General features: G+C 70.8%; 19 protein-coding genes. 16 read left to right on the top strand and 3 right to left on the bottom strand.

Annotation, left to right across the window (positions count from 1 at the left end; genetic code table 11):
- The first annotated feature begins 151 nt into the window (after positions 1 to 151).
- The 5 genes from DFR72_RS03735 (at position 152) to DFR72_RS03715 (ending at position 4,086) form a co-directional block, all read left to right on the top strand.
- Complete coding sequence (locus DFR72_RS03735; RefSeq protein ID WP_090064030.1) at positions 152 to 1,024, top strand: amino acid ABC transporter permease; 873 nt, start codon at positions 152 to 154, stop codon at positions 1,022 to 1,024.
- Positions 1,021 to 1,743, top strand: coding sequence for an amino acid ABC transporter ATP-binding protein (locus tag DFR72_RS03730; RefSeq protein ID WP_090064031.1), 723 nt, complete (start codon positions 1,021 to 1,023; stop codon positions 1,741 to 1,743). Before DFR72_RS03735 ends, DFR72_RS03730 begins: the two co-directional genes overlap by 4 nt.
- A gap of 12 nt (positions 1,744 to 1,755) precedes the next feature.
- Positions 1,756 to 2,688, top strand: coding sequence for an ABC transporter substrate-binding protein (locus tag DFR72_RS03725; protein ID WP_090064032.1), 933 nt, complete (start codon positions 1,756 to 1,758; stop codon positions 2,686 to 2,688).
- A gap of 11 nt (positions 2,689 to 2,699) precedes the next feature.
- The gene (locus DFR72_RS47425; RefSeq protein WP_090064033.1) at positions 2,700 to 3,152 is read left to right on the top strand and encodes a winged helix-turn-helix domain-containing protein; all 453 of its coding nucleotides are present in this window, start codon (positions 2,700 to 2,702) and stop codon (positions 3,150 to 3,152) included.
- A gap of 61 nt (positions 3,153 to 3,213) precedes the next feature.
- Complete coding sequence (locus tag DFR72_RS03715; RefSeq protein ID WP_090064034.1) at positions 3,214 to 4,086, top strand: aminoglycoside phosphotransferase family protein; 873 nt, start codon at positions 3,214 to 3,216, stop codon at positions 4,084 to 4,086.
- A 26-nt stretch (positions 4,087 to 4,112) separates the two neighbouring features.
- On the opposite strand, the gene DFR72_RS03710 is transcribed toward DFR72_RS03715, so the two are convergent.
- A complete protein-coding gene (locus DFR72_RS03710; protein WP_090064035.1) occupies positions 4,113 to 4,928 on the bottom strand; it encodes a helix-turn-helix domain-containing protein in 816 nt (271 codons plus the stop codon).
- 55 nt (positions 4,929 to 4,983) lie between these two features.
- Between DFR72_RS03710 and DFR72_RS03705 the strand changes: the two genes are divergently transcribed.
- Positions 4,984 to 5,736, top strand: coding sequence for a nuclear transport factor 2 family protein (locus DFR72_RS03705; RefSeq protein WP_090064036.1), 753 nt, complete (start codon positions 4,984 to 4,986; stop codon positions 5,734 to 5,736).
- Here DFR72_RS03705 and DFR72_RS46205 read toward each other — a convergent pair.
- On the bottom strand, positions 5,690 to 6,205 hold the full coding sequence (locus DFR72_RS46205; RefSeq protein ID WP_211335289.1) for a hypothetical protein: 516 nt from the start codon (positions 6,203 to 6,205) through the stop codon (positions 5,690 to 5,692). The genes DFR72_RS03705 and DFR72_RS46205 overlap by 47 nt on opposite strands.
- Between DFR72_RS46205 and DFR72_RS46200 the strand changes: the two genes are divergently transcribed.
- From DFR72_RS46200 to DFR72_RS03655, 10 genes are all read left to right on the top strand, one after another.
- Entirely contained in the window at positions 6,204 to 6,572 is a 369-nt protein-coding gene (locus DFR72_RS46200) for a macro domain-containing protein (protein ID WP_211335288.1), read from the top strand. The two genes, DFR72_RS46205 and DFR72_RS46200, sit on opposite strands and share 2 nt — an antisense overlap.
- Positions 6,569 to 7,357, top strand: coding sequence for an SIR2 family NAD-dependent protein deacylase (locus DFR72_RS03695; protein ID WP_090064037.1), 789 nt, complete (start codon positions 6,569 to 6,571; stop codon positions 7,355 to 7,357). The genes DFR72_RS46200 and DFR72_RS03695 overlap by 4 nt, the downstream gene beginning before the upstream one ends.
- The gene (locus tag DFR72_RS03690) at positions 7,354 to 8,448 is read left to right on the top strand and encodes an NAD(P)-dependent alcohol dehydrogenase (RefSeq protein WP_090064038.1); all 1,095 of its coding nucleotides are present in this window, start codon (positions 7,354 to 7,356) and stop codon (positions 8,446 to 8,448) included. Before DFR72_RS03695 ends, DFR72_RS03690 begins: the two co-directional genes overlap by 4 nt.
- Before the next feature lie 196 nt (positions 8,449 to 8,644).
- Complete coding sequence (locus DFR72_RS03685; protein WP_245982487.1) at positions 8,645 to 15,157, top strand: type I polyketide synthase; 6,513 nt, start codon at positions 8,645 to 8,647, stop codon at positions 15,155 to 15,157.
- On the top strand, positions 15,145 to 18,810 hold the full coding sequence (locus tag DFR72_RS03680; protein ID WP_090064039.1) for a type I polyketide synthase: 3,666 nt from the start codon (positions 15,145 to 15,147) through the stop codon (positions 18,808 to 18,810). Before DFR72_RS03685 ends, DFR72_RS03680 begins: the two co-directional genes overlap by 13 nt.
- Complete coding sequence (locus tag DFR72_RS03675; protein ID WP_036014077.1) at positions 18,810 to 19,070, top strand: acyl carrier protein; 261 nt, start codon at positions 18,810 to 18,812, stop codon at positions 19,068 to 19,070. The genes DFR72_RS03680 and DFR72_RS03675 overlap by 1 nt, the downstream gene beginning before the upstream one ends.
- Positions 19,063 to 19,842, top strand: a complete 780-nt coding sequence (locus DFR72_RS03670) for an alpha/beta fold hydrolase (RefSeq protein WP_090064040.1) — start codon at positions 19,063 to 19,065, stop codon at positions 19,840 to 19,842. Before DFR72_RS03675 ends, DFR72_RS03670 begins: the two co-directional genes overlap by 8 nt.
- Complete coding sequence (locus tag DFR72_RS03665; RefSeq protein WP_090064041.1) at positions 19,839 to 20,966, top strand: glycosyltransferase; 1,128 nt, start codon at positions 19,839 to 19,841, stop codon at positions 20,964 to 20,966. The genes DFR72_RS03670 and DFR72_RS03665 overlap by 4 nt, the downstream gene beginning before the upstream one ends.
- Complete coding sequence (locus tag DFR72_RS46195) at positions 20,963 to 22,711, top strand: class I SAM-dependent methyltransferase (RefSeq protein WP_211335287.1); 1,749 nt, start codon at positions 20,963 to 20,965, stop codon at positions 22,709 to 22,711. The genes DFR72_RS03665 and DFR72_RS46195 overlap by 4 nt, the downstream gene beginning before the upstream one ends.
- The gene (locus tag DFR72_RS03655) at positions 22,708 to 23,484 is read left to right on the top strand and encodes a hypothetical protein (RefSeq protein WP_090064042.1); all 777 of its coding nucleotides are present in this window, start codon (positions 22,708 to 22,710) and stop codon (positions 23,482 to 23,484) included. Before DFR72_RS46195 ends, DFR72_RS03655 begins: the two co-directional genes overlap by 4 nt.
- Here the strand turns inward: DFR72_RS03655 and DFR72_RS03650 are convergent.
- On the bottom strand, positions 23,462 to 25,702 hold the full coding sequence (locus DFR72_RS03650) for an exo-beta-d-1,3/1,6-glucosidase (RefSeq protein WP_090064043.1): 2,241 nt from the start codon (positions 25,700 to 25,702) through the stop codon (positions 23,462 to 23,464). The genes DFR72_RS03655 and DFR72_RS03650 overlap by 23 nt on opposite strands.
- Positions 25,703 to 25,896 lie beyond the last annotated feature (194 nt).

Below are 25,896 nucleotides of genomic sequence, written 5' to 3'. Positions count from 1 at the left end.
CGTTGAGTGAGTGCTCTCCTCAAGAGCGCAGGGAAGGGAGGACAGGATGTACGGCGCCGCCTCGTTGGTCCTGTCCTCCCGCTGTCGCACCGCCTGTACGAGCTGACCTCTCCCGCTCGTCTCACGTTCCCCGCCGCAGCAAGGACTCGCCATGACCTCCGGCACGCTGACTTTGGTGTCCACAAAGGACGATGATCTGGCTTCGTTGCCGGTCGTGTCCGCCCGTCACCCGTGGCGCTGGGTCGGCGTCGCGTTCGTGCTGGTGCTCGCCGCGCAGTTCGTGCACGGCCTGGTCACGAACCCCGCGTGGGACTGGCCGACGTTCGCCCGCTACTTCACCGCCCGGTCGGTCCTGACCGCCGTCGGCACGACCATCGTGCTGACCGTGCTCGGCACCGTGCTGGGGTTCGCGCTCGGCATCGTCGTCGCGGTGCTGCGGATGTCGAAGAGCCCGTTCCTGAGCGCGGTGGGCTGGACCTACGTCTGGGCGTTCCGGTCGATCCCGCTGATCGTGCAGCTGCTGTTCTGGTTCAACATCTCCTACCTGTACCAACGGCTTTCGCTCGGCGTGCCGTTCGGGCCGGAGTTCGTGAGTTTCGAGACGATCGCGCTGATCAGCCCGATGGGCGCGGCCGTGCTCGGCCTGGCGTTGCACCAGGCGGCCTACGCGGCGGAGATCGTCCGGTCCGGCGTGATCTCCGTGGACCGCGGGCAGCTGGAGGCGGCGGCCGCACTGGGCATCCCGAGGTTCCGGCAGTTCCGCAGGATCATCCTGCCCCAGGCGATGCGCTCGATCCTGCCCAACGCCGCCAACGAGGTGATCAGCCTGTTCAAGGGCACGTCGGTCGTCTCCGTGATGGCGATCGGCGAGCTCTTCTACCAGGTGCAGGTCATCTACGGCCGCAACGCGCGGGTCGTGGCGCTGCTGATGGTCGCGACCGTCTGGTACATCATCCTGACCACCCTGCTCTCGATCGGCCAGCACTACGTCGAGCGCTACTTCGCGCGAGGAGACCGCAGGTGATCGAGGTTCTGGGCGTGCACAAGAGCTTCGGCCCGCTCGAGGTGCTGCGCGGGGTGTCGCTGGACGTCGCGGCCGGCGAGGTCGTGGTGGTGCTCGGGCCGTCCGGCTCCGGCAAGTCGACGTTGCTGCGCACCATCAACCACCTGGAGAAGGTGGATCGCGGGTACATCACCATCGACGGCGAGCTCATCGGCTACCGGCGTCGCGGCGGGAAGCTCCACGAGCTCAAGGAACGCGAGATCCTCAAGCAGCGCAAGGACATCGGGTTCGTCTTCCAGAACTTCAACCTGTTCCCGCACCTCACCGCGCTGGAGAACGTCGCGGAGGTGGCGGCGCTCTCCGACGCACGCCACTTCCTGGAGCGCGTGGGACTCGCGGACAAGGCGGACGCCTACCCGCGACAACTGTCCGGCGGCCAGCAGCAACGCGTCGCCATCGCACGGGCCCTCGCCACGCGGCCGAAGGTCGTGCTGTTCGACGAACCGACGTCCGCGCTGGACCCCGAACTGGTCGGCGAGGTGCTGGACGTGCTGCGCGACCTCGCCCGTTCCGGCACCACGATGGTCGTCGTCACGCACGAGATCGGCTTCGCCCGCGAGGTGGCCGACCGGATCGTGTTCATCGACGACGGCCTGATCGTCGAGCAGGGATCACCCGGCGAGGTGCTCGACCACCCCGTTCACGAGCGCACCCGCGCTTTCCTGTCCAAGGTTCTGTAGAAGGAGTTCGTCGTGCGCAAAGTACTTCTCGCCGTGCTCGCGTTCGGTCTGGCCGCATGCGGCACCGCCGGTGGCGAGGAGCCCGCCGAGGTCTCCGGCCTGAGCGTGAACCTCAGCCCGCAGCAGAACCGCGTCACCGCGGCGAAGGACGACACGATCGCGGCGAAGGTGCCGGAGAAGTTCAGAACGAAGGGAGAGCTGGTGATCGGCGGATCCGCCGGCACAGCACCACCCCTGCGGTTCTACGCCACCGACGACAAGACCGTGATCGGCGTCGAGACCGACATCGCCTCGCTGGTCGCCGACGTGCTGGGCCTGAAGCCCCGCCTCGAGGTCGCGTCGTGGGAGAACCTGTTCGTGGGCCTGGACAGCGGCGCGTACGACCTCGGCCTGTCGAACATCACGGTGACCGAGGCGCGCAAGGAGAAGTACGACTTCGCCACCTACCGTCTGGACACGCTGGCGTTCGAGGCGAAGAAGGGCGGCACCTGGAAGGTCGAGGAGCCCAAGGACGTGGCGGGCAAGGTGATCGCCGTGACGTCGGGCACCAACCAGGAGAAGATCCTGGTCGACTGGAGTGCGGCGAACGTCTCGGCGGGTCTGAAGGCCACGGACATCAAGTACTTCCAGAACTCGTCGGACTACTACCTGGCACTGCAGTCCGGGCGCATCGACGCCTACCTCGGCCCGAACCCCACGTCGGCCTACCACGCGGCGACGTCCGGGCAGACCGAGGTGATCGGCAACTTCTCCGGCGGCGCCGCCGTCCAGGGCAAGATCGCCGCGACCACGAAGAAGGACAGCGGTCTCGTCACTCCGGTCCAGGAGGCCCTGAACCAGCTGATCGCCAACGGCAAGTACGCCGAGGTGCTGAAGCGCTGGGGCCTGTCCGACGAGGCCGTGCCGACGTCCGAGATCAACCCGCAGGGTCTGCCGAAGAGCTGAGGAGGTGCGACATGAGGTTCAGCATCACCATCGACACCGAGGACGAGGACACCGCACTGCGGCTGCTCGGCGCGCTGACCGACGCGGGCCTGGTCCCGGCGGTCGAGGCCGCGGTCGAGGAGGTGGACGTCCGGGTCCTGCCGGACACGCGGCAGGTGCTGGTGCACTCCAGGCCCGTGGAGCTGACGCGGCTGGAGTTCGAACTCCTGCTCCACCTGTGCTCCCACACCGACCGGGTGCACCGCCGCCGTGAGCTGCTCTCAGCGGTGTGGGGCGTCGACGACGACTACAGCGGCGGCCGCACGGTGGACGTGCACGTCCGGCGGGTACGACAGAAGCTGGGCGACGCCGCGGAGATCATCCAGACCGTCCGAGGCGTCGGCTACCTGGTCGCGTCGAGCGGCCGGTTCCGCGTGGAGCGCTCGCCGAACGTGGTGCGCCTGGCGGACCGCCGCGCCGGATAAACGAGTTGCCGCGGCCCTGGACGCGGTGTTGCATGGGAGGCTCATCCGGGGGAGTTGATCGATGCTCGACGGCGTGACCGCCACCGACGTGTCCCTTGTGGACGAACTGATCCGCACGCAGTTCCCGCGCTGGCACGGTCTGCCGGTCACCGAGCTCGTGCACGGCGGCACCAGCCACGCCCTCTACCGGCTGGGCGGCGACCTGGCCGTGCGGCTGCCGCGCCGCGAATGGGCCCGGGACGACCCTTCCAAGGAAGCGGTCGTCGTTCCTCTGGTCGCGCCGTACCTGCCGGTCGCCGTGCCGGAACCGTTGGCGCTGGGTGAGCCCGCGCTGGGTTACCCGTACCAGTGGTCGGTGGTGCGCTGGGTGGTGGGCGAGATGGCCCCGGTCGAGGAGGTTCGTGAGGACACTCCGCTCCGGCTCGCCGCCCTGATCCGGGCGCTGCACGAGGTGGACGCCGCCGGGCGGCCGTGGACCGCTGGGCGTGGGCGTCTCGACGCCCGTGACAACGACGACGCCGTTCGCTCCTGCATCGCGCAGGTCGGCGGTGATCCCAGGCTGGTCGGTGTCTGGGAGGACGGTCTTGAAGCCCCGCGCTGGGACCGGCCGGGGCGGTGGCTGCACGCCGACCTGCACGTGGGCAACCTGCTCTTCGCCGGTGGGGAGCTGACCGGTGTGATCGACTGGGGCAGCTCGGGGGTCGGTGACCCGGCGGCGGACCTCATGACGGCCTGGTTGTATCTCGATGAACGTGGGCGCAAGGCTTTTCGGCGGGAGATGAGCGAGTACGACGATGCCGCTTGGGCCCGTGCGGCGGGCTGGGCGTTGCACCTTGCTGTGCTTGCTTTGCCGTATTACCGCGAGACCAACCTGTTCCTCGCGGGTATTGCCAGCCGGACGCTCGACCAGCTGTGCCCTGGGTGGGACGACTGATGCCGGCCCGTCACGCCCTCACCCAGCTACTCGCGGAACGCCCCAGGTGACAACCCCGTCTCCCGCACGAAGAACTTCGTGAAGTTCGTGGCCTCGCTGAACCCCAGCCGGTGCCCGATCGCCGCCGACGACAGGTCGGTGTGCACGAGCAGCCGTTTGGCCTCCAGGGTCACGCGGGCGTCGATCAGCGCCTTCGCGGACTGGCCGGTGGCGGCCAGGCAGATGCGGTTGAGGCTGCGCGTCGACCAGCCGATCCTGGCCGCGTACTCGGCGGCGTTGCGCGTGGTGGCGAAGGAGCGTTCGAGTTCCTGCTGGAAGCGCTCGAAACGGGGGTCGCGCCCCAGGGCGTCGCCCGGCAGCCTGGCGATGCGGAGGAGCAGCGCGCCCAGCAGCTGGCGGAGCAGGTCGACCGGTTCGTTGGTCAGCAGGTTGCGGCGGTACTCCTGACGGAGGTCCTGCACGGCTCGGCTGAAGACCGCCAGTTCCGCCGGAGGGACCGTGTGCAGCACCTGGCCGAACGGGCTGAGGACCGGCGGCGGAAACGCGGGGGTGAAAAGCACCATGAGCGCCTCCGCCGAGCCTGCGGGCAGGCGGAGTACTCGGCCTGGGCTGATGTGCAGCAACGTGCCGGGGATGCACGGGTGGTCCACGAAATCGACCATGGTGGTGCCGGTGCCCGCGGTGAACAGGAACAGCTGGTGGAAGTCGGTGCGGTGCACCTTCGTCAGCGTTTCCGCGGTGAGGCGGCGGCGGAGGACACCCAGGTCCAGCGCTTCCAGGCCCAGCTGGCCGCGGTCGGGGTTGCTGAAGCCGAACTGCGCTACCTGTCCACTTTTGACCATGGTGAGGCGTGATCCTACCTCGATCGGACGCGGCCGGCGGAGCACTGTGTGAGCCATGGACAACAAGGAACTCGTGCTCAAGGCCGCAGGCGAACTGTTCGGCGACAAGGACCCGTCCGCTGTGGACCGCTGGGTGGCGCCGGGCTACCGCCAGCACAGCTCGCTCATCGCGGACGGACCTGAGGCGCTGCGCGGTCTCGTCGCCAACTTGCCGGAGGGCTTCCACTACGAACTGGCGCGGGTGATCGCGGACGGTGATCTCGTTGCGCTGCACGGTGTCTACCACGGGTTCGGGTCGGAGCCGCTGGTCGCGTTCGACCTGTTCCGGGTGCGGGACGGCAAGCTCGCCGAGCACTGGGACGCGCTCACGCCCGTCGTCGAGAACACCGCGAGTGGACGGTCCCAGACGGACGGTCCCGCACAGCCCGCACAGGAGAACACCGAGTTCAGCCGTGCGCTCGTCAAGGAGTTCGCGCAGCGGATCCTGCAGGACGCCGACTACTCGGTGCTGACCGACTACATCTCCACCGAGACCTACCTGCAGCACAACCCGGAGGCCGCGGACGGGCTCGACGGGTTCGGTGCCGCTGCCGCGACCTGGGCTCAGCAAGGCAAGAACCTCGTCTACAAGACCGTGCACCAGGTCGTGGCCGAGGGCGATCTCGTGTTGCTGCAGTCGGAAGGCGAGTTCGGAGAGCCGGTCGCCTACTGGGACCTGTTCCGCGTCCAGGACGGCCGGATCGTCGAGCACTGGGACGTCATCACGCCGATCCCCGCCGCGCTGCCGCACGCCAACGGACTGTTCTGACGTGCTCGCCACCCTCCCCGGCTACCGGGACGCGGTCGCACTGGACGAGCCCTTCCGCCCGCTCAGTGCGCCCGCGCCCGCCCGCGAACTCGACCTGCTGACGACCCTCGCCCTGCGGATGCTCGATGACGACCCGTGGGTCGGCCGGTTCCAGATGCCTGAGAACGGCGGCGAACGGCGGCGCCTGCTGCGGGCACTGCTGACCATCCGCGGGCCCGCGCCGCTCGACCCCGAGCTCGTCGCCGTGCTGGATGCCCTGCTCGGCGGCGAACGGCAGCGCACGAGGCCCGCCGACGCGCTGGAGCTGGCCGCGCCGATCGCGGTGTGGCGCGGTGACATCACCCGGCTGGCGGCCGACGCGATCGTCAACGCCGCCAACGACGCCATGCTCGGGTGCTTCCAGCCCGGCCACGCCTGCGTCGACAACGCGATCCACGCCGTCGCCGGGCCGCGGCTGCGGGCGGATCATGGCGTTGCAGGGCACACCGGAACCGACCGGCACCGCGAAGATCACCCGCGGCTACCACCTGCCCGCGCCGTTCGTGCTGCACACCGTCGGGCCGATCGTCCGCGGGGACCTGGTGCCCGCCCACGGAACGGCGCTCGCCGACTCGTACCGGGCGTGCCTCGACCTCGCCGCCGAGGTGCCGGCGATCCGCACGGTCGCGTTCTGCGGCATCAGCACGGGGATCTTCGGCTTCCCCAAGCGACCGGCCGCGCGGATCGCCGCCGACACGGTCCGGGACTGGCTCGCCGCACGCCCCGGCCGGTTCGACCGCGTGGTGTTCGTGGCCTACCAAGCCGAGGACGAAGCTTTCTACCGGGAGTCTCTGTGACGCTGGAACGCTGGCTGGACGAGGCCGACCGCGTGCTGATCGCCGCGGGAGCGGGACTGTCCGCGGCGGCGGGCTACGACTACTCGGACGCCGAACGGTTCGCCGAGCTGTTCCCCGTGCTGCACGAGAAAGGGTTGTGGGCGCGGTACCAGTTGATCGGGCTGCCGCTGCCGCCCCGGTTGCTGTGGGGTTACTGGTCCGTGCACGTCGACGACATCCGGTTCGGCGAGGATTCGAACCCCGTGTACACGCGGCTGCGGGAGCTGGTCGGCACCCGCGACCACTTCGTGCTGACGTCCAACGTGGACGGGTTGTTCGCGCGCAACGGGTTCGACGAGGAACGGGTCTGGACGCCGCAGGGCGACTACGGCCGCTACCAGTGCGAGACGCCGTGCACTCGCGAGACCTGGCCGAGCAGGCCGATCATCGAGGCCGCGCTCGCCACCTACGACGCGGAGACGGGCGAGGCCACCGCCGTGCCGTCCTGCCCGCGTTGCGGGGGTGCGGTGTTCCTGAACGTGCACAAGGGACCCGAGTACGTGCCCGACCACTACCTGCCTGCCGGGCAACGGTTGCGCGACTGGCTGGAGGACGGCGTGCTCGTCCTCGAGATCGGCGCCGGGTACAGCACGCCCGGTGTCATCCGCTCCCCGGTCGAGTCGGTGGTGCGCGAACTGCCGGGTGCACGGCTGGTGCGGATCAACACCGCCCACGCCGAGGTGCCGGCGGATCTGGCCGGGCGTGCCCTGAGCGTGCGGGCGGACATCGCGGAGGTGCTGGCATGAGGATCACGGCGGCCGTCGTGGGGGAGAGGCACGGCGAGTTCGAGCTGCGCGAGGTGTTCCTCGACGAACCGGGGGACGGTGAGGTGCTGGTCCGGATCGTGGCGGCGGGGATCTGCCACACGGACTCGATCACCCGGCACGGCGACCTGCCGTTCCCGCTGCCCGGCGTGCTCGGTCACGAGGGTGCGGGGGTCGTCGAGGCGGTCGGGCCGGGGGTGTCCGGTGTGGTCGAGGGGGATCACGTCGTGCTCGGCTGGCCGTGGTGCGGCGAATGCCGCAACTGCCTCGACGGTCAGCCGCGGTACTGCCTCCGGCTGGGAGACCTGCTGGTCGGCGGCGGCCGTGACGACGGGTCGACCGCGTTGCGCGGACTCGACGGATCGCCGCTGGCGAGCCACTTCTTCGGGCAGTCGTCGTTCGCGACGCACGCGATCGTGCCGTGGCGCGGCCTGGTGCCCGTCGAGGGCCCGCTGGAACTGCTCGGTCCCATGGCGTGTGGACTGTCCACCGGCGCGGGTGCCGTGCTGAACGTGCTGAAGCCGCACCCCGGTTCGTCCCTGGTCGTCTACGGCGCCGGCACGGTCGGGCTCGCCGCGATCATGGCCGCGCGCAACAGCGGTGCGACCCGGATCATCGCGGTCGACCGGCACGAGTCCCGGCTCGCGCTCGCCCGGCGGTTCGGCGCCACCGACACGGTGAACGTCGCCGTGGACGACCCCGTCGCGGCGGTGCACGAGATCTGCTCCGGGCCCGCGGACTTCAGCCTGGAGTGCACCGGGGCCGTGGCGGTGTGCCGTCAGGCCGTGGACTCGGTGGGGATGCGCGGGACGTGCGCGCTGATCGGCGGAGCACCGGCAGGGGCGCGCGTCGAACTGGACCACCTCAGCACTTTGTGGGGCAAGCGAGTCGTCGGCGTGCTCGGCGGAGAGGGGCGGAGCACGGCGCTCATCACGACGCTGGTCGACCTGCACCGGCAGGGCAGGTTCCCGTTCGACGAGCTCGTCACGCACTTCCCGTTCGGCGCAGTGGGGGACGCGATGCGGGCCGCGGAGGCGGGCGAGGTGATCAAGCCCGTGCTGCTGATGCCATAGCACGTCGCGCTATCCGCGAACCGGAGTAAGAGGCCCCGCCATCCGGGTCCATTCGTCAGGTTACGTATATGAGAAAGTTTCACTAGCCCCCTCGACGGCGCCTCGGGTTTGTGCGTACGGTGAGCGCGCTGTAACCGTACCGGTCAGTAGTAACCCTAGCTGAATTCCTTTCTCCCCACCCCTGCAGGGTGAGGAAGTGAGCGCAGTGAACATGCTGTCGGATCGAGAACGGGTGCTGTGCCTGAGTCCTTTCAGCACCCCCAACCCGGCCCTCGTGGTCGCGGCCGAACGAGCCGGCGGGCTCGGTGTGCTCGACCTCGGGCCCCACGCCGCCGCCGACCTCGGTCGTGTCACCACGCGTCACCCGCGCGCCTTCGGGGTGCGGCTGCACGGACCGTTGACGGTGCCCTTGCCGGACACCGTCGACACCGTTGTGGTGGATCTTGTTCGTCATGCTCCGAACCTCGCTGAGCTGGGTGAACGCCGCGTTCTCGCGGTGATCACCTCGGTGGCGGAAGCCGTTGCGGCGATCGAGTTCGGAGCTACCGGCCTGATCGCGAAGGGTGCCGAGTCCGGCGGCCGAGTGGGTGGTTCACCCGCGTTCGTGTTGCTCCAGCAGGTGCTCGCGCTGACCGATCTGCCGGTCTGGGTGGCCGGGTCGATCGGCCCCGACACGGCTGCGGCCGCGGTCGCCGGAGGTGCTCGCGGAGTGGTGCTGGAAGGCCAGCTCACACTCGTCGCAGAGGTCCGAAAACATATTTCCGGCGAAATTGTCAACGCGGTCCGGATGATGGACGGCGCCGACACCGTCGTGAACGACGGGTTACGCGTTCATGTTCGTCAAAACGCGCTCGAAATTGGTCAGGAAGGTTCCCTGGCTGATTCTTACCGTACCTCGTTCGGCACGGTCGGAGGCGTGGTCGGTGCCATTCAACGGGGGATGAGGGACAATCTCACCCTGGCGGGTGAGCACCGCTCCATCCGGTCCGGCGGGCCGTTCTGCGACCGCGTCCCCGGCCTGCGGTACCCGATCGCGCAGGGCCCGATGACCCGCGTCAGCGACCAGCCCGCGTTCGCCGCGGCCGTCGCCGAGGGCGGGGCGCTGCCGTTCCTCGCGCTCGCGTTGATGGAGGGCCCGGCGGTCCGCGCACTGCTGGACCACACAGCGGCCAAACTCGGCGAACGGCCGTGGGGCGTCGGCCTGCTCGGCTTCGCCCCGGCGGACCTGCGGGCCCGGCAGATGGAGGCCGTGCTGGCCGTCCGGCCCAAGTACGCGATCGTCGCCGGGGGCACGCCCGCGCAGGCGCGCGAACTGGAGGACGCCGGCATCGAGGCGTTCCTGCACGTGCCGTCGCCCGCCTTGCTGCGCCGGTTCCTCGACGAGGGCGCGCGCAAGTTCGTCTTCGAGGGCTCGGAGTGCGGCGGGCACACCGGTCCCCGCACCAGCTTCACGTTGTGGCAGCAGCAGATCGACGTGCTGCGCGGACGTGAGAAGGACGTCGTCGCGTTGTTCGCGGGCGGCATCCACGACGCCCGCTCGGCCGCCATGATCTCCGCGATGACCGCGCCGATCGCGGCACGGGGAGCGGCGATCGGTGTTCTCGTCGGCACCGCCTACCTGTTCACCGAGGAAGCCGTGTCGCACGGCGCGATCCAGCCGGTGTACCAGGAGGTCGCGCTGGAGTGCGAGGACACCGCGCTGCTGGAGACCTCACCGGGCCACGCCGTCCGCTGTGCACAGACGTCCTATGTGGACACGTTCGAGCAGGCGCGCGCCGAACTGACCGGACTGTCCAAGCAGGAGAGCTGGGAGAAGCTCGAACAGCTCAACCTGGGACGGCTCCGGCTCGCCAGCCGCGGTCTCGTGCGCGAGGACGGCGGCCTCAAGCCGGTCGGCGAGGACGAGCAGCGCCGCGAGGGCATGTTCATGATCGGCCAGGTCGCGACACTGCGCTCCGAACGCACCACCATCGCGGAGCTGCACGAGGACATCGTGTCCGGCGTGCTGCCCGAGACCGGCACGCAGATCGTCGAGGCCGAACCGCTGGACGTCGCGATCGTCGGCATGGCCGCGATCATGCCGGGAGCCCGTGACGTCGCGGAGTTCTGGGCGAATGTCCTGGCGGGCACCGACTCCATCACCGAGATCCCGCCGGACCGCTGGTCGCCCGAGCGCTACGGCAGCCCGTTCAAGTGGGGCGGTTTCCTCCCGCGCACGGCCTTCGACCCACTGGCGTACGGGATCCCGCCCACCTCGCTCACCTCGATCGAACCCGCCCAGCTGCTGGCGCTCGAAGTGTCGGCGCGGGCGCTGCAGGACGCCGGCTACGCGACGCGGGTGTTCGACCGCGAACGCACGTCGGTGATCTTCGGTGCCGAAGCGGGCGCCGACCTCGCGAACGCCTACACGGTCCGCACCGCGTTGCCCGCCCTGGGCATCAGCGGCCTCGACGACCACCTGCCGTCGCTGACCGAGGACTCGTTCCCCGGCGTGCTCGGCAACGTGATCGCCGGGCGGGTCGCGAACCGGCTCGACCTCGGCGGCGCGAACTACACGGTCGACGCGGCCTGCGCGTCCAGCCTCGCCGCGCTCGACGTGGCGTGCAAGGAACTCGTCGGCGGTACCAGCGACATGGTCCTCTGTGGTGCGGTCGACCTGCACAACAGCGCGCACGACTACCAGATGTTCGCGTCGGTGAAAGCCCTGTCCGCCAAGGGCCGCTGCGCCACGTTCGACTCTGCGGCGGACGGCATCGCACTCGGCGAAGGCGTGGCCGCCGTCGTCCTGAAGCGACTCGCCGACGCCGAACGGGACGGTGACCGCATCTACGCGGTGGTCAAGGGCATCGGCGCGTCGAGCGACGGCCGGTCGCTGGGCCTGACCGCGCCGCGTCCGGAAGGCCAGCAACGGGCCCTGCGCCGCGCCTACGCCTCCGCCGGGCTGCCGGTCACGGCCGTCGGACTGGTCGAGGCGCACGGCACCGGAACCGTGGTGGGCGACCGCACCGAGCTCGCGTCGCTGACCGAGATGTTCTCCGGCGTCGAACCCGGCACGTGCACGATCGGCTCGGTCAAGTCGCAGATCGGCCACACCAAGTGCGCGGCCGGCCTCGCGGGCGTGATCAAGGCCGCCCTGGCGGTGCACACCGGCGTGCGGCCCGGCACGCTGCACGTCAAGCAGCCCAACGCTTTCTGGGACGCGCGGACCAGCCCGTTCGCGTTCGGCCACCGCACGTGGGCGAGCAGGGACCGGGTCGCGGGCGTGAGCGCGTTCGGGTTCGGCGGCACGAACTTCCACACCGTGATCGCGGGCTACACCGGAGCCGACGAACCCCGGCACGGCCTGACCGCCTGGCCCGCCGAGCTGTTCCTCGTCCGCGGTGACGACCAGGCTGCCGCACAACGGGAAGCCGCCCGCCTCGCCGGGCTGGCCGACGCGCGAACGCCGTTGCGTTCGCTGGCCGCGGCCTGTGGTGAGGGCACGGTTCAGGCCGCGTTCGTGGTCAGCGATCACGCGGCGCTGCGCAAGGCGCTGGAGGACGTCGAGGCCTGGCGTTCGTCGGACGTCGTGTCGTTGCGGACGGGGGAGCGGCCCCGGGTCGCGTTCCTGTACCCCGGCCAGGGCAGCCAGCGGCCGGGCATGCTGCTCGACCTCGTCACCGCTTTCCCACGCCTGCAGGACTTCCTCGACGCGCGCTACGAGCGGGTGATGTACCCGCCGGCCGCGCTCACCGCCGAGGACGTGTCGCGGCAGCGCGCCGAGATCACCGACACCCGCAACGCCCAGCCCGCGCTCGGCATCGCCGGGCTCATGGTCACGTCGCTGCTGGACTCCGTCGGCGTCCGTCCGGACCTGGCCGGTGGCCACAGCTACGGCGAACTGGTCGCGCTGTCGGCGGCCGGAGCGTTCGGTGCCGCCGAGTTGCTGGAGCTCAGCTCAGCGCGTGCCGAGGCCATGCTGGAGGCGGTCGGCGAGGACCCCGGCACGATGGCCGCGGTGACCGCCCCGGTGGCCGAGGTCGAGGCGCTGCTGCCGGCCGATGTCGTGGTGGCCAACCACAACGCACCCGAGCAGGTCGTGATCTCGGGTCCGACCGAGGCCGTGGCCCGTGCGGTCGAGGTGCTCCGGGCCGCCGGGCTGACCGTGAAGGACATCCCGGTCGGCGCCGCGTTCCACAGCCCGCTGATGGCCGGTGCCCGCGACCGGTTCGCGGCCCGTCTCGCGGAGATATCCCTGGGCGAGACGCGGTTCCCGGTGTGGTCGAACGTGTCCGCGGCGCCGCACGAGAACGTGCTCGAAGGGTTGTCCGCACAGCTCGCGGGCCGGGTGCGGTTCGTGGACCAGATCGAGTCGATGTACGCGGCGGGTGCCCGGATCTTCGTCGAGGCGGGACCCGGCGGCGTGCTGACGTCACTGGTCGGCAAGACCCTCGCCGACCGGCCGCACCAGGCGTTGCGCTGCGACGACCACGTGACGTTCCTGCGCACCTTGGCGACGCTCGCGGTCGCCGGTGTCGAGGTGGACACCGCACCGCTGTTCGAGGACAGGGCCGAACCGGCCACGGCCGTGCCGCCGAGGCCGGGCTGGTACGTGGATGGAGGACTCGTGCGGGACGCGAACGGTGAGGCACTGCCCGGCGGGCTGCGGCCCGCGACGGAGTTCCCGACGCTGCGAGTGGGATCGGGGCTCGGGCGGGACGAGATCATCGAGAAGTTCCTGGACGGGATGCGGGACGCCGTCAGCGCCCAGCGCGACGTCCTGCTGAGCTACCTCGGCACCGAGCCCGCCTCGGTTCCGGCGCCCCGGCAGGTGATCGACCAGCAGCCGGTCGCCGTCGTCGCGGAGCCGGTGGCCAAGCCGCAGGAGGACGTGGGCGCGGTGGTGCTGCGGACGATCAGCAACCGCACCGGCTACCCGGTCGAGATGTTGCAGCCGGGCCTGGACCTGGAGGCGGACCTGTCGATCGACTCCATCAAGCGCACCGAGATCGTCGGCGAGCTGGTGGCCGAGCTGGGTGCCGCCGGGTCGGTGGACGAGCTGGCACAGCTCAAGACCATCGAGGGCATCGTCGGCTGGTTCGGCGCCGCTGCCCCGGTCGCCGCCGTGGGCAAGGACGTCCGGGAGGTCGTGCTGCGGACGATCAGCACCCGCACGGGCTACCCGGCCGAGATGTTGCAGCCGGGCCTGGACCTGGAGGCGGACCTGTCGATCGACTCCATCAAGCGCGCGGAGATCGTGGGCGAGCTGGCCCAGGAACTCGGTGCGGCAGGGGAGGTCGACGAGCTGGCGCAGCTGAAGACGATCGACGGGATCGTCGCGTGGTTCGGGGAGACCCCGGCCCTCACCGCGGCTCCGGCCCTGGCACTGCCGGCCCCCTCGGGAGGCCGGCTCGTGCGGCTCGTGCCCCAGGTCGTGCCCGCGGAACCCGCGGCCCCCGTCGACCTCACCGGCAAGACCGTGCTGATCATCGACGACAACGGGATCGGCCTCGAACTCGCCGACCTGCTCGAACGCCACACCGCACAGCCGCGCATCGAACCGTCCTTCCCGGCCGACCTGACCGGCGTCGACGTCGTGATCCGGCTCCAGGCACGGCTGCCGGAGGCGTTCAGCGAGGTCAAGGCGTGCGTGACGAACGGGGTCGCGCTCGTCGTGGTGACCACGGGCGGCGGCACGTTCGGGTTCGACCACCAGCCCGACGAACTGCCGGCGGACATCGGCCTGCACGGCCTGATCCGCACGGTCGCGCTCGAGTACCCGGACCTCGTGGTCCGCTCGGTCGACGTCAACCCCAAGGAAAGCCACCGCGACATCGCCACCGCGCTGCTCGCCGAGATCGGGCCCGGTCCGGCCGTCGTCGGCTACCACGCCGGCCGGCGCCAGGTCATCGAGGCGGTCGAGACCGAACTCGACGCCGCGCCGCTCGCCCTCGACGCCGACAGCGTGGTGTTGCTGACCGGGGGCGCCCGCGGCATCACCGCGCTCGCCGCGACCGGACTGGCCGAGCGCACCGGTTGCCACATCGAGCTGATCGGACGCACGCCCATCGCGCCCGAGGACCACCGGCTCAGCCACGCGACCACCGAGCCCGAGCTCGTGAAGGCGCTGTTCGAGCTCGGCGAGAAGGACGACGTGCCGAGCAAGGCGCGCAAGGTCCTCGCCGAACGCGAGGTCCGTCAGACCATGGAACGTTTGCGTGCCAAGGCGTCGAGCGTGCGCTACCACGAGTGCGACGTCACCGACGCCGGAGCCGTGGGCAGGGTGGTCGACGACGTCAAAGCCAGGTTCGGCCGGCTCGACGGCGTCGTCCACGGCGCCGGTGTGCTGGACGACAAGCTGATCGAGGCCAAGACCCAGGAGTCGTTCGACCGGGTCTGGGCGACGAAGGTGAACGGCGCCAAGGCGTTCGGCGACGGGTTCCTCGTGCTGTTCGGCAGCGTCAGCGGCGTGTTCGGCAACCGCGGCCAGGCCGACTACTCGGCGGCGAACGACGCGCTCGACCGGATGGCCCGATTCTGGGGCGCGCAACGCCGTGTCGTCGCCGTCGACTGGGGTCCCTGGGCTGGTGCGGGCATGGCGTCCGGGCTCGCCGGTGAGTACGCGCGGCGCGGCATCCCGATGATCGAGCCGGCGCAGGGCGTGGACGCGCTGCTCAACGAGATCGCGAACGGTCAGGACGTGCAGGTGGTCTACCGATGGGAGGCATAGCGATCGTCGGGATCGGCGCCGTCTTCCCCGGTGCCCCGGACGCGGCGACGTTCTGGCGCAACATCGTCAGCGGCGTCGACGCGATCGGCCAGATCCCGCCCGGCCGCTGGGACCCGGCCACCTACTACGACCAGGACAGCAGGACCGGTGACAGGTTCTACTGCCGCAGGGGCGGGTTCGTCGACGACCTCGCGGAGTTCGACCCGACCAGGTTCGGCATCATGCCGTCCACAGTGGACGGCGCGGAGCCCGACCAGCTGCTCGCACTCGCCACCGCCGCCGAAGCCATCGCCGACGCGGGCGGTGAGTCGATGCTGCCGTCCAGGGACCGCGTCGGCGTGGTCGTGGGACGCGGCGGCTACCTCACGCCCGGCTGTGCGCGCCTGGACCAGCGGGTCAGGCTCGCCGACGAGGTCGTGTCGGTGGTCGGGGACCTCTTCCCGAACCTCGCCGGCGCCGAGCTGAACGCCGTCCGCCAGGCCATTCGCGACCGCCTCGGCCCGGAGCAGCCGGAGTCGTCGATCGGTCTCGTGCCGAACCTGGCGGCGTCGCGCATCGCCAACCGGTTCGACCTCAAGGGCACCGCGTACACCGTGGACGCGGCCTGCGCGTCCGGGCTGGTCGCCGTCGAGCACGCCGTCCGCGAACTCCAGGAGGGTCGCGCGGACGCCATGCTCGCCGGCGCCGTCCACGTCTGCCACCACCCGACGCTGTGGAGCGTGTTCACCCAGCTCCGGGCGTTGAGCCCGACCGAGCGGATCCGGCCGTTCGACGCGAGCGCGGACGGCACGCTGCTGTCCGAGGGCGTCGGCATGGTCGTGCTGAAACGGCTGGAGGACGTCGGCGACGAACGCGTCTACGCGGTGATCCGCGGCATCGGCAGCGCGAGCGACGGCCGCGCGACCAGCATGATGACTCCCAACCCGGACGGCCAGCTCCTCGCCGTGCACCGGGCCTGGGCGAGCGCCGGCCTCGATCCCCGCGAGAAGTCACCGGGTCTGATCGAGGCGCACGGCACCGCCACGCCCGCCGGGGACGCCGCCGAGCTGCAGACGATGATCAACGCGTTCGGCGGGCAGGGCGACGAGATCGGCATCGGCACGGTCAAGTCGATGATCGGCCACGCGATGCCCGCCGCCGGCATGGCCGGGCTGATCAAGGCCGCGCTCGCGCTGCACCACAACACGCTTCCGCCGACCCTGCACGTCGACACCCCGCACAGCAGTCTGGCCGGCACCAGGTTCACACCCGTGACGAGTGCTCGCGAGTGGACCGGACGGCATCGCGCGGTCGTGAACGCGTTCGGGTTCGGCGGGATCAACGCCCACGTCGTCCTCGACGGCCACACCATCGCAAAGCCGCGCAAGCCCGTCATGACGTTCGCCGCCGACACCGCGGAAGAGCTCGCCGACGCGTTGAAGCAACGCCGCACCTCGAGCGCCGACAGGGCGTTCCGGCTCGCCATCGGCAACCCGGACGACCGCAAGCTCAAGCTCGCCGAACGGGTGCTGGCCCAGGGCAAGGCGTGGCCCGGCCGCCACGACATCTGGTTCTCCCCGCAGCCGCTGCTGACCGGCACCGACCAGGTCGCGTTCGTGTTCCCCGGCTTCGAGCGCGAGTTCAGCGGCGAGGTCGTCGACCACGCCGTCGGGTTGTTGCAGGACGGCCGCCGCGAGGCCCGCGAGCTCATGGCGCTCGGCATCACGCCGGGAGCGCTCGCCGGGCACAGCATGGGCGAGTGGACCGCGATGGTCGTCGGCGGCATCTACCCGACGATCGACGAGTTCGTCTCGGCGCTCGGGCCGGGTGCGGTCGCGGTCGTCGACATCGCCTACGCCGCACTGGGTTGCTCCGCCGACACCGCTGAGCAGTACCTGGTCGACGGCGTGACGATCAGCCACGACAACTGCCCGCACCAGTCGGTGATCTGCGGCCCGGTGGACCGCCTCGAACAGGTCCTCGTCACCCTCAAGGCCAACGGCGTGATGGCGCAGCTGATGCCGTTCCGCACCGGCTTCCACACCCCGGCGCTCGCCCCGTACCTGGGGCGGGCCAAGGAGATGCTCGACCAGCTGCCGGTGCGTGCCTCGGACATCCCGGTGTGGTCGGCGAACTCCCTCGAGCCGATGGCCCCCGGCGAGGTCCGCGAGCTGGTCCTGCGCCACCTGGTCGAGCCCGTCCGGTTCCGGCCGCTGCTGGAACGCCTGCACGGCGCCGGTTTCCGCGCGTTCGTCCAGATCGGGCAGGGCAGCCTGCCCGGTTTCGTCGGCGACACGCTGTACGACAGGCCGCACATCGCCGTGAACGCCGACATCGCGCCGGAGGCGTTGTGGGCGTTCGGACTCAAGCGCGGCACCGCGCACAAGGTCAAGCTCCGGCTCGGCACCCCGAAGATCACGCTCGACGCGCTCGGCACCGAACCCGTGCCGGTGGCCGCCGACAGCCCGATGTCCGCCGCCGTCACCAAGCTCCTGGCCCACACCAACGCGGTCGCACGTGAGGTCGTCGGCGCGCTCAGGCCGAACGAGGCCGGGTTCACCCGCGAGTTCTCGCTGCGGACCATGCCGGAACTGGCCGACCACTCGGTGTTCCCGCAGGCACCGGGCTGGCCGGACCTCGCGGACGGGTTCCCGATCGTGCCCGCGACCGGTCTGCTGGAGGTGTTCGCGGACGCCGCGCGCCGCCTCACCGGCGGCACGGTCCACGGGTTCGCGCAGGTCAGGGCCAAGCGCTGGCTCACCGCGCTGCCCGCGACGACCGTCAAGATCTCCGCCCGCGCGGAAGGTCAGGACCGGGTCCTGGTGAAGGTCGGCGACTACGCCGAGGGCATCGTGCTGATGTCGCCGCAGACACCGGAACCGGTCGGCAGGGAGCTCGAAGGCGTCCGTGAGGCGCCGGTGACCGCCGCCGAGCTGTACCGGGACAACTGGATGTTCCACGGACCGGCGTTCGCGGGCGTCACGAAGATCGACTGTCTGGCGGACGACGGGATCGCGGGCGTGCTGACTCCGTTGCCCGCGCCGGGGGCGTTGCTGGACAGCGCCGGGCAGCTGATCGGCCACTGGATGCAGGTCTGCCGCACCGAGGACCAGACCGTGCTGCCGACCGGCATCGAGCGGGTGACGTTCCACGGACCGGCGCCCTCCGGTGACGTCCGCTGCACCGCGTGGATCCGCGAGGTCACCGCGCAGGTGATGGTCGCGGACGCCGAGCTGACCGTGGACGGCGCGCTGTGGTGCCGGATCACCGGCTGGACCACCCGCCGGTTCACCACGGACGACCGGATCTGGCAGGTCAAGCTCAAGCCCGGCACCGAGATGCTGTCCGCTCAGGACGGTGAGTGGGTGCGGGTGGTGGAGAACTGGGCCGACAGCGCGACCCGCGACCTGATCATGCGCCGCTACCTGAACTCCGCCGAGCGACTGCACTACGGCGGCCTCGACGTGCCCGCCCAGCGGGACTGGCTGCTGCGCGTGATCGCGGTGAAGGACGCCGTGCGCTCGTGGCTGTGGGAGCGCGGAGCCGGTCCGGTCTACCCGGCGGAGCTGACCGTGAACGCCGATGGCCAGGTGCGTGGCGCGTTCGCCGTGCCACGGATCGAAGTCATGTCAGAACAAGGGCGAGCCGCGGCCCGCGTGCGAACGGAGATCTGATGGACGAGGTGCTGCAGCAGGTCGCGAAGCTGATCACCGAGGTGGTCGGGCCCGACTTCCTGCTGGGCGTGGAGATCACCCGCGACACCACGTTCAGCGACGACCTGGGCCTGGAGTCGATCGAGTTCGTGGCCCTGGCGGACAAGCTCAACGCCCACTACGGCGTCGACCTCGTGGCCTTCCTGGCGGACATGGACATCGACGAGATCATGGCGATGTCCGTCGGCCGGCTCGTCGACCACATCACGGCCCGTGTCTGAGGTCCACGCCCGAGGGCTGCGCTTCCACGTGCAGCGGCTCGGGCCCCCAGAAGGCACCCAGAACCGGCCGACCGTGGTGTTCGTGCACGGCCTGGTCATGGACAACCTGTCCAGCTTCTACTACACGCTCGCCGCGCCGCTGGCCAACGCCGGGTACGGCACCGTGCTGTTCGACCTGCGCGGGCACGGCCTGTCCGAGCGGCCGCCCGACGGCTACACGCCGGAGGAGAGCGCGCAGGACCTCGTCGCCGTGCTGGACGGGATCGGCGTGACCGAGCCGGTCTACCTGCTGGGCAACAGCTACGGCGGTGTCGTCGCGATGCACGCGGCCGTCCAGGCTCCCGACCGCGTCGGCGGCGTCGTGCTGGTCGAGTCGGCCGTCGGGGGAGTGGTGGGCGACGCGTGGTTCGAGGACATCACGAACACGCTGACCGTCGCCGCACTGGGCCTGGAGTTCGACCGCACGCAGGACCAGTTGATGGCACTGGGCCAGCGCAAGATCGCGAAGCTCGCCGTGAACGCCGACGCGTTGCTCAACGGCACGACGCTGATCGACGACCTCGGCTCCGGCGCCAAGCTCGACCTCACCCAGGTCCAGTGCCCGGTGCTCGGCGTCTACGGTGCCGAGTCCGAACTGATCGGGGCCGCCGCCGAACTGCGCGAGCGCATCCCGTCGTGCCGGCTGCACGTGGTCTCCGGACTGGGGCACACGGTCCTCCGCGAGGCCACGACCGAACTGCTCGACGTGCTGTTCGACTGGTTGCCGTCATGAGCCGGTTCCTGTTCGTCGTGCCGCCCCTGACGGGCCACGTCAACCCGACCGCCTCCGTGGGCGGCGAGTTGCTGGCGCGCGGGCACGAGGTCGCGTGGGTCGGGCATCCCGGCACGCTGGAACCGCTCCTGCCGGACGACGCGCTGGTGTTCGCCGCGATCGACGACCACCTGGAAACCGGCATCCGCGCGCAACGGGAGCGCTGGCTCGCGTTGCGCGGGATGGCGGTGCTCAAGTTCTTCTGGGAGGAGTTCCTGATCCCGCTGGGGCACGCGATGGTGCCGGGGGTCTCGGACGCCGTCACGGTGTTCGCCCCGGACGTGGTCGTCGCCGACCAGCAGGCCCTGGCGGGACCGCTGGTGGCTCGCGGTGCCGGACTGCCGTGGGTGACGTCGGCCAGCACGTCCGCCGAGCTGGTCAATCCACTGAGGACGATGCCGAAGGTCGACGCGTGGGTGCGCGACCTGCTGCACGAGTTCGCCGGTGGGGATGTCAGGTTCTCCGACCGGCTGGTGCTGGTCTACAGCTCGAAGGCGTTGGTGGCGGGGGAGTTCGGCGAGGAAGTGGCGTTCGTCGGACCCGCGCTGACCCATCGCGTGGAACGGGTGGGCTTCCCCTGGGAGCGGTTGACCGGCGGGCGCCGGGTGCTGATCTCCCTGGGCACCCTGAACGGTCCCGCGGGCGAGCGCTTCCTCGGCCAGGCCCTGGAAGCGGTCGCGGAACTCGACGTGCAGGCCGTGATGGTCGCTCCGCCGAGGCCCGCCCCGGCGAACGTCCTGATGCTGCCGTCGGTGCCGCAACTCGCGCTGATGCCGCACCTGGACGCCGTCGTCACGCACGGCGGCCACAACACGGTCTGCGAAGCGCTCGCGCACGGGCTGCCACTGGTCGTGGCACCGATCCGCGACGACCAGCCGACCGTCGCCGCCCAGGTCGTGCAGGCCGGCGCCGGCGTGCGGCTGACCTACTCGCGGGCGCGGGCGGCAGACATCCGAAGCGCACTGGCGTCCGTGCTGGACGAGCCGGAGTACGCGGCCTCCGCCGGGCTGGTGCGCGAATCGTTCTCGGCGGCAGGCGGCGCAGCGGCCGCGGCCGACCTACTGGAAAAGGTGGTGGCCGGGTGATCCTCAGCGTGCTGGTCGTGGTGGTCGTCCTGCTGGACGTGCTGCGCCTGCGTTCCCGCGCGTCCAAGCTGCGGGTGCTCGCCCAGGGCGTGGGCGGGCACTCGCTCCTCACCGCCACCGGAGTCCATCCGGAGGGCTCGTGGGAGTCCGACGCCGACCTCGTCGACCTCGTCCCGCGCGACCTGCCCACCGTGGCCGCGCTGGACCTGCTCGGCGCGGTCGATCCCGGCAAGTACCGCGACGACCAGTGGGCGCGCGGGATCAGCGCGTCGCAGGCCGTTCTGGTGCGCGAGCCCTACGTCGAGGAGGTCGACCCCGACGACCCCACCGAGTTCGTGGCGTACGTGCGGCGGGTCAAGGACCACGTGCACGCGCGGGTCGACATCGCGGTCGCGCCGGGGCTGAAGGCCGGGCCGTACGACCTCGGGTACCGCGCGGCGACGTTGCGGCGGTTCGGGAAGCGGCCGTCGCTGTGGATCGCGGGCTCGGTCATCGGGTACGCGACCGTGGTCGCCGCACTGATCACGAACTGGCAGTGGGGTCTCGCCGCACTGGCCGCCTACTCGGTGCACCCGGTCCTGGTGTTCGCCGGCACGCCGCTGAAGCCGCGTGACCTGTGGGTGCCGCGCGTCCTGCGCACGCCCTACCTGTGGTTCACGACCTCCGGCGGCAAGAAGTCGACGGCCGAGAAGCGCCAGGCCGAGCACCTCGAGCAGGCCGCGCCCTGGTACGAGCAGAACCGCGACCGGAACTTCCACGAGGCGCCGCGCGACAACTGCCCGTCGTGCGGGAGTGCGGACCTGCGCCGCTGGGTCACCGCGACGGACCTGGTGCAGCGCAAGCCCGGCACGTTCACGATGGACCGGTGTGTCCGCTGTGGACACGTCTGGCAGAACCCTCGCCTGACCGAGGAGGGCTTGGGCTTCTACTACCGCGACTTCTACGACGGCCTCGGCGAGACGTCGGCGGAAGCGGTGTTCTCCGGCAAGACCGAGCCCTACTACGGCCGGGCGCGGATGGTCGAGCCGTTCACCAAGCCCGAACGCTGGCTGGACGTCGGATCAGGGCACGCGCACTTCTGCCTGGGGGCCAAGGAGGTCCTGCCGCAGACGAGGTTCGACGGGCTCGACCAGGGCGCGGCCATCGAGGACGCGGCCAGGCTCGGCCGGATCGAGAACTCCTACCGCGGCAGCTTCAAGGACTTCGCGGGCGAGCTCAAGGGCCGTTACGACGTGATCAGCATGCACCACTACCTGGAGCACGTGCGCGATCCGTGGGAGGAGCTCGACATCGCCGCGGACGTGCTGCCCGACGGCGGCTACCTGCTGATCGAGCTGCCGGACCCCGAGTGGCGGCTGGGCAGGCTGTTCGGCCAGTACTGGATGCCGTGGTTCCAGCCGCAGCACCAGCACATGATGCCGATCGGCAACCTGCAGGACGCCCTCGCCGACCGCGGCCTGACGACGGTGGCCACCGAACGCGCGAAAGCCCACCTGTGCAACGACTTCACGCTCGCGCTGCTGTTGTGGCTGGGCGACAAGGCGCCCCGCACGCCCGCGCCGTGGCGGCCGGGGAAGGTCAGGCTGCGCAGGACCCGCAGCTTCCTGGTGTGGTCACTCGGCATCCCGGCGTTCTTCGTCGCGCTGGGGCTGGACCAGACGGTCAACCGGTTCCTCGCCGCGCGCACCGGCAACGGCAACGCCTACCGGCTGCTGGCCCAGAAGGCGTTGGTGCAGCAGGCATGACGGTCGACATCGCGGATCGGCCTGAGCTCGCGCCGGAGCTCAGGCTGGTGCCGCACGCGTTCCGGCGCACGTTCGGACGGCCCGCGGAAGGCGTCTGGTACGCACCCGGAGTCCTGAACCTGCTCGGCGGTGCGATCAAGGTGCCTGCCAAGTGGGGTGCCATCGTGGCGGGGGACCGGCGCGACGACGGCCTGCTCGAACTCGTGTCGGTGAACCGGCCGACCGAGCGCGCCCTGGTGCCGTCCGACGACGTCCCGGCCTGGGCGGCGGGCGTGCGGGCGAGGGGCGGGGCCGCGTTGATGTGCAGCGTCGACCTGCCGCGGGGGAGTGGACTGTCCGCGAGCGAGGCGCTCAGCGCGGCCGTGGAACTGGCGCTCCAGGACCTCTCGGGCGAGCGGTTCGAGGAGGCGCGGGCCGAGGCGCTCGATCTGCCCGGCCAACGGCTGCTCGTCGTCGACACCCGGATCCGGCGGCCGGAACCGCAGGTGGAACAGCCGTACGTGCGCGAAGCGGACGATCTCGGCGTGGCGTTGACGGCGTACCACCGCGCTCAGGACCCGGATCCGGAGCAGGACGCGGTGGTCGAGGCCGCACTGGCCGCCGGCGCACGCGGCGCGAGCCTGCTGATCGACCCGCCGGGCAGGCCCGCTGTCGCACTCGTCGACGCGGACCTGGTCCCGGCGGTCAAGAAGGCGATCACGAAGGCGGTGGAGATCCCTCCCCGCTACCTCACGATCGTCCCCGGTCCCTTCAAGGCAGCGGCTTTACGGTGAACTCCGCCCGGCGCAGCTCCTTCGAGCTCGGGCCCACCAGGAGGACGAACTCACCCGGCTCCACCACCCGGTTGCCGGCGGCGTCGACGATCGTGCAGGCGGAGACGGGGAGCTCGACGTCGACCTGCACGGTCTCGCCGGGTTCCACGTCGACCTGCTTGAACGTCTTGAGCTCCTTGTCCGCCCAGCTCACCGACGTGACGGCGTCGCTGACGTAGACCTGCACGGTCTCGCGAGAAGGCCGTGACCCGGTGTTCGTGAGCGAGAGGCACGCCTTGACGGTCTCGTCCGGACGCAGCACCGCCGTCTCCACGTGCAGGTCGCCGTACTCGACCGTCGTGTACGACAGGCCTTCGCCGAACACGAACGCCGGCTCCTGCGTCAGGTCGGCGTAGCGCGTGCCGTGCTGGCCGCGGATCTGGTTGTAGTACGTCGGCTGCTGCCCGGCGTGCGCCGCGAACGAGATCGGCAGCCGGCCGCTGGGCTCGACCAGCCCGTGCAGCACCTCGGCGATCGCGCGGCCACCCTGCATGCCGGGGTTCGCCACCCACAGCAGCGCGGCGGCGTTGCGCGCGGACGCGGGCAGGACCAGCGGCTTCGACGCGAGCAGCACCACGACCAGCGGCGTGCCGGTCTCGGCCAGCGCGTCGAGCAGCGCGATCTGGCCGCCGATGAGGTCGAGCGTGGCGGTGGAGCGGCCCTCGCCGACCAGTTCGATCACGTCACCGACGACGGCGACCACGTAGTCGGCGCCCTCGGCCGCCGCGACGGCCTCGGCGATCAGGTTCGCGTCCGGCGCGCAGGCCTTCACGACCGGCGGGCGCGGCTGGCCGTCGGGGAACGTGTCGCCCTCGGGGTCCGGCTCCAGCGTGAGGACGTCGGCACCGCGGGCGTAGGTGACCTCCTGCGACGAGAGCTCACGCAGGCCGTCCAGGACCGTCGTGATCATCTCGCGCGGGTGGCCGTTGGGCAGCCAGTCGGCCTGGCCGGACGAGCCGGCCCAGTCGCCGAGCTGGGTCTGGGCGTCGTCGGCGAGAGGGCCGACGACCGCGATCTTGCCCTTCGGCTTGCTGAACGGCAGCACGCCCTCGTTGCGCAGCAGCACCAGCGAACGGCGCGCGACCTGCAGGTTCAGCGCCACGTGGTCGTCGTGGTTGATCATCACGCGCTGGCGTTCGGCGTCGGGCCTGCGCGGGTTCTCGAACAGCCCGAGGTCGAACTTCAGCGTCAGGATGCGGGTGACCGCGCGGTCGAGGTCCGACTCGGCCAGCAGCCCGTCCTCGACGGCCTGCAGCGCGCCTTCGAAGAACTGCGGGGTCGTCATGATCATGTCGTTGCCGGCCTTCACGGCGGCAGCGGCGGCGTGCGCGTAGTCGGGCTGCAGCTTCTGCTCCCAGACCATGCGGCCGACGTTGTCCCAGTCCGTGATGAGCGTGCCCTGGTAGCCCCACTCGCCGCGCAGGACCTCGTCGAGCAGCCACGAGTTGACCGTGATCGGCACGCCGTCGGTGGACTGGTAGCCGAGCATGAACGTCGCGCAGCCCTCGCGGGCGACCCGCTCGAACGGCGGCAGGAACCACGACCGCAGCTTGCGGCGCGACAGGTCGGCCTCGCTGGCGTCCCGGCCGCCCTGGGTCTCCGAGTACCCGGCGAAGTGCTTCGCGGTCGCGAGGATCGCCGTCTCGTCGGTCAGGCCGTCGCCCTGGTAGCCGCGGACCATCGCCGCCGCGAGCTCCCCGATCAGCACCGGGTCCTCGCCGAACGTCTCGTCGACGCGGCCCCAGCGCAGGTCCCGCGAGATGCACAGGACCGGCGAGAACGTCCAGTGCACGCCGGTCGCGGCGGCCTCGACGGCGGTGACCCTGGCGACCTGCTCGACCAGCTCCGGGTCCCAGCTCGCGGCCATGCCCAGCTGCGTCGGGAAGATCGTGGCGCCCTCGTAGAACGAGTGGCCGTGGATGCAGTCCTCGGCGATCAGCAGAGGGACGCGCAGCCGCGTCCGCGTGGTGAGGTCCTGTGCGCGCAGCACTCGCTCCGGCGAGGTGTGCAGGATCGACCCGACGTGCTTGCGCAGCACGTGATCGTCCAGGTCCTCCCTCGAGTCCAGCTGCATCATCTGGCCGACCTTCTCGGCCAGCGTCATGCGGCCCAGCAGGTCGGCTACCCGCTCTGCGGTGGGCAGCGTGGCGTCGAGGTAGGGCACGTCGTCGCGATCCATGTGGTCTCCGAGAGGGCTCGTGCGGCGGCAGCGTCTATGGGAGCGCTCTCACAGTTGATACCTGAAACCGGTTCCGGGCGAAACCGGTTTCTTGATTTCCGGTACAAACGAATCGGTTGAGTAACCCGAACGCGACAAACCGGCAACCCTGCGGGGTCGCCGGTTCCGGTGTGTCGTGCCGGTGTCACCCGGCG

Source organism: Lentzea flaviverrucosa (assembly GCF_003350445.1).
Classification (GTDB): Bacteria; Actinomycetota; Actinomycetes; order Mycobacteriales; family Pseudonocardiaceae; genus Lentzea; species Lentzea californiensis.
Note: the sequence above shows the minus strand (reverse complement) of the source record. Positions and strands in the feature narration are given on the sequence as shown.

Bases quoted from the DNA above. Each gene is read 5' to 3' on its own strand.
- DFR72_RS03705 (WP_090064036.1), top strand. From the start codon at position 4,984: ATGGACAACAAGGAACTCGTGCTCAAGGCCGCAGGCGAACTGTTCGGC.
- DFR72_RS03675 (WP_036014077.1), top strand. From the start codon at position 18,810: ATGGACGAGGTGCTGCAGCAGGTCGCGAAGCTGATCACCGAGGTGGTC.
- DFR72_RS03690 (WP_090064038.1), top strand. From the start codon at position 7,354: ATGAGGATCACGGCGGCCGTCGTGGGGGAGAGGCACGGCGAGTTCGAG.
- DFR72_RS47425 (WP_090064033.1), top strand. From the start codon at position 2,700: ATGAGGTTCAGCATCACCATCGACACCGAGGACGAGGACACCGCACTG.
- DFR72_RS03680 (WP_090064039.1), top strand. From the start codon at position 15,145: ATGGGAGGCATAGCGATCGTCGGGATCGGCGCCGTCTTCCCCGGTGCC.
- DFR72_RS46200 (WP_211335288.1), top strand. From the start codon at position 6,204: ATGGCGTTGCAGGGCACACCGGAACCGACCGGCACCGCGAAGATCACC.
- DFR72_RS03665 (WP_090064041.1), top strand. From the start codon at position 19,839: ATGAGCCGGTTCCTGTTCGTCGTGCCGCCCCTGACGGGCCACGTCAAC.
- DFR72_RS46205 (WP_211335289.1), bottom strand. From the start codon at position 6,205: ATGATCCGCCCGCAGCCGCGGCCCGGCGACGGCGTGGATCGCGTTGTC.
- DFR72_RS03710 (WP_090064035.1), bottom strand. From the start codon at position 4,928: ATGGTCAAAAGTGGACAGGTAGCGCAGTTCGGCTTCAGCAACCCCGAC.
- DFR72_RS03655 (WP_090064042.1), top strand. From the start codon at position 22,708: ATGACGGTCGACATCGCGGATCGGCCTGAGCTCGCGCCGGAGCTCAGG.
- DFR72_RS03715 (WP_090064034.1), top strand. From the start codon at position 3,214: ATGCTCGACGGCGTGACCGCCACCGACGTGTCCCTTGTGGACGAACTG.
- DFR72_RS03735 (WP_090064030.1), top strand. From the start codon at position 152: ATGACCTCCGGCACGCTGACTTTGGTGTCCACAAAGGACGATGATCTG.
- DFR72_RS03650 (WP_090064043.1), bottom strand. From the start codon at position 25,702: ATGGATCGCGACGACGTGCCCTACCTCGACGCCACGCTGCCCACCGCA.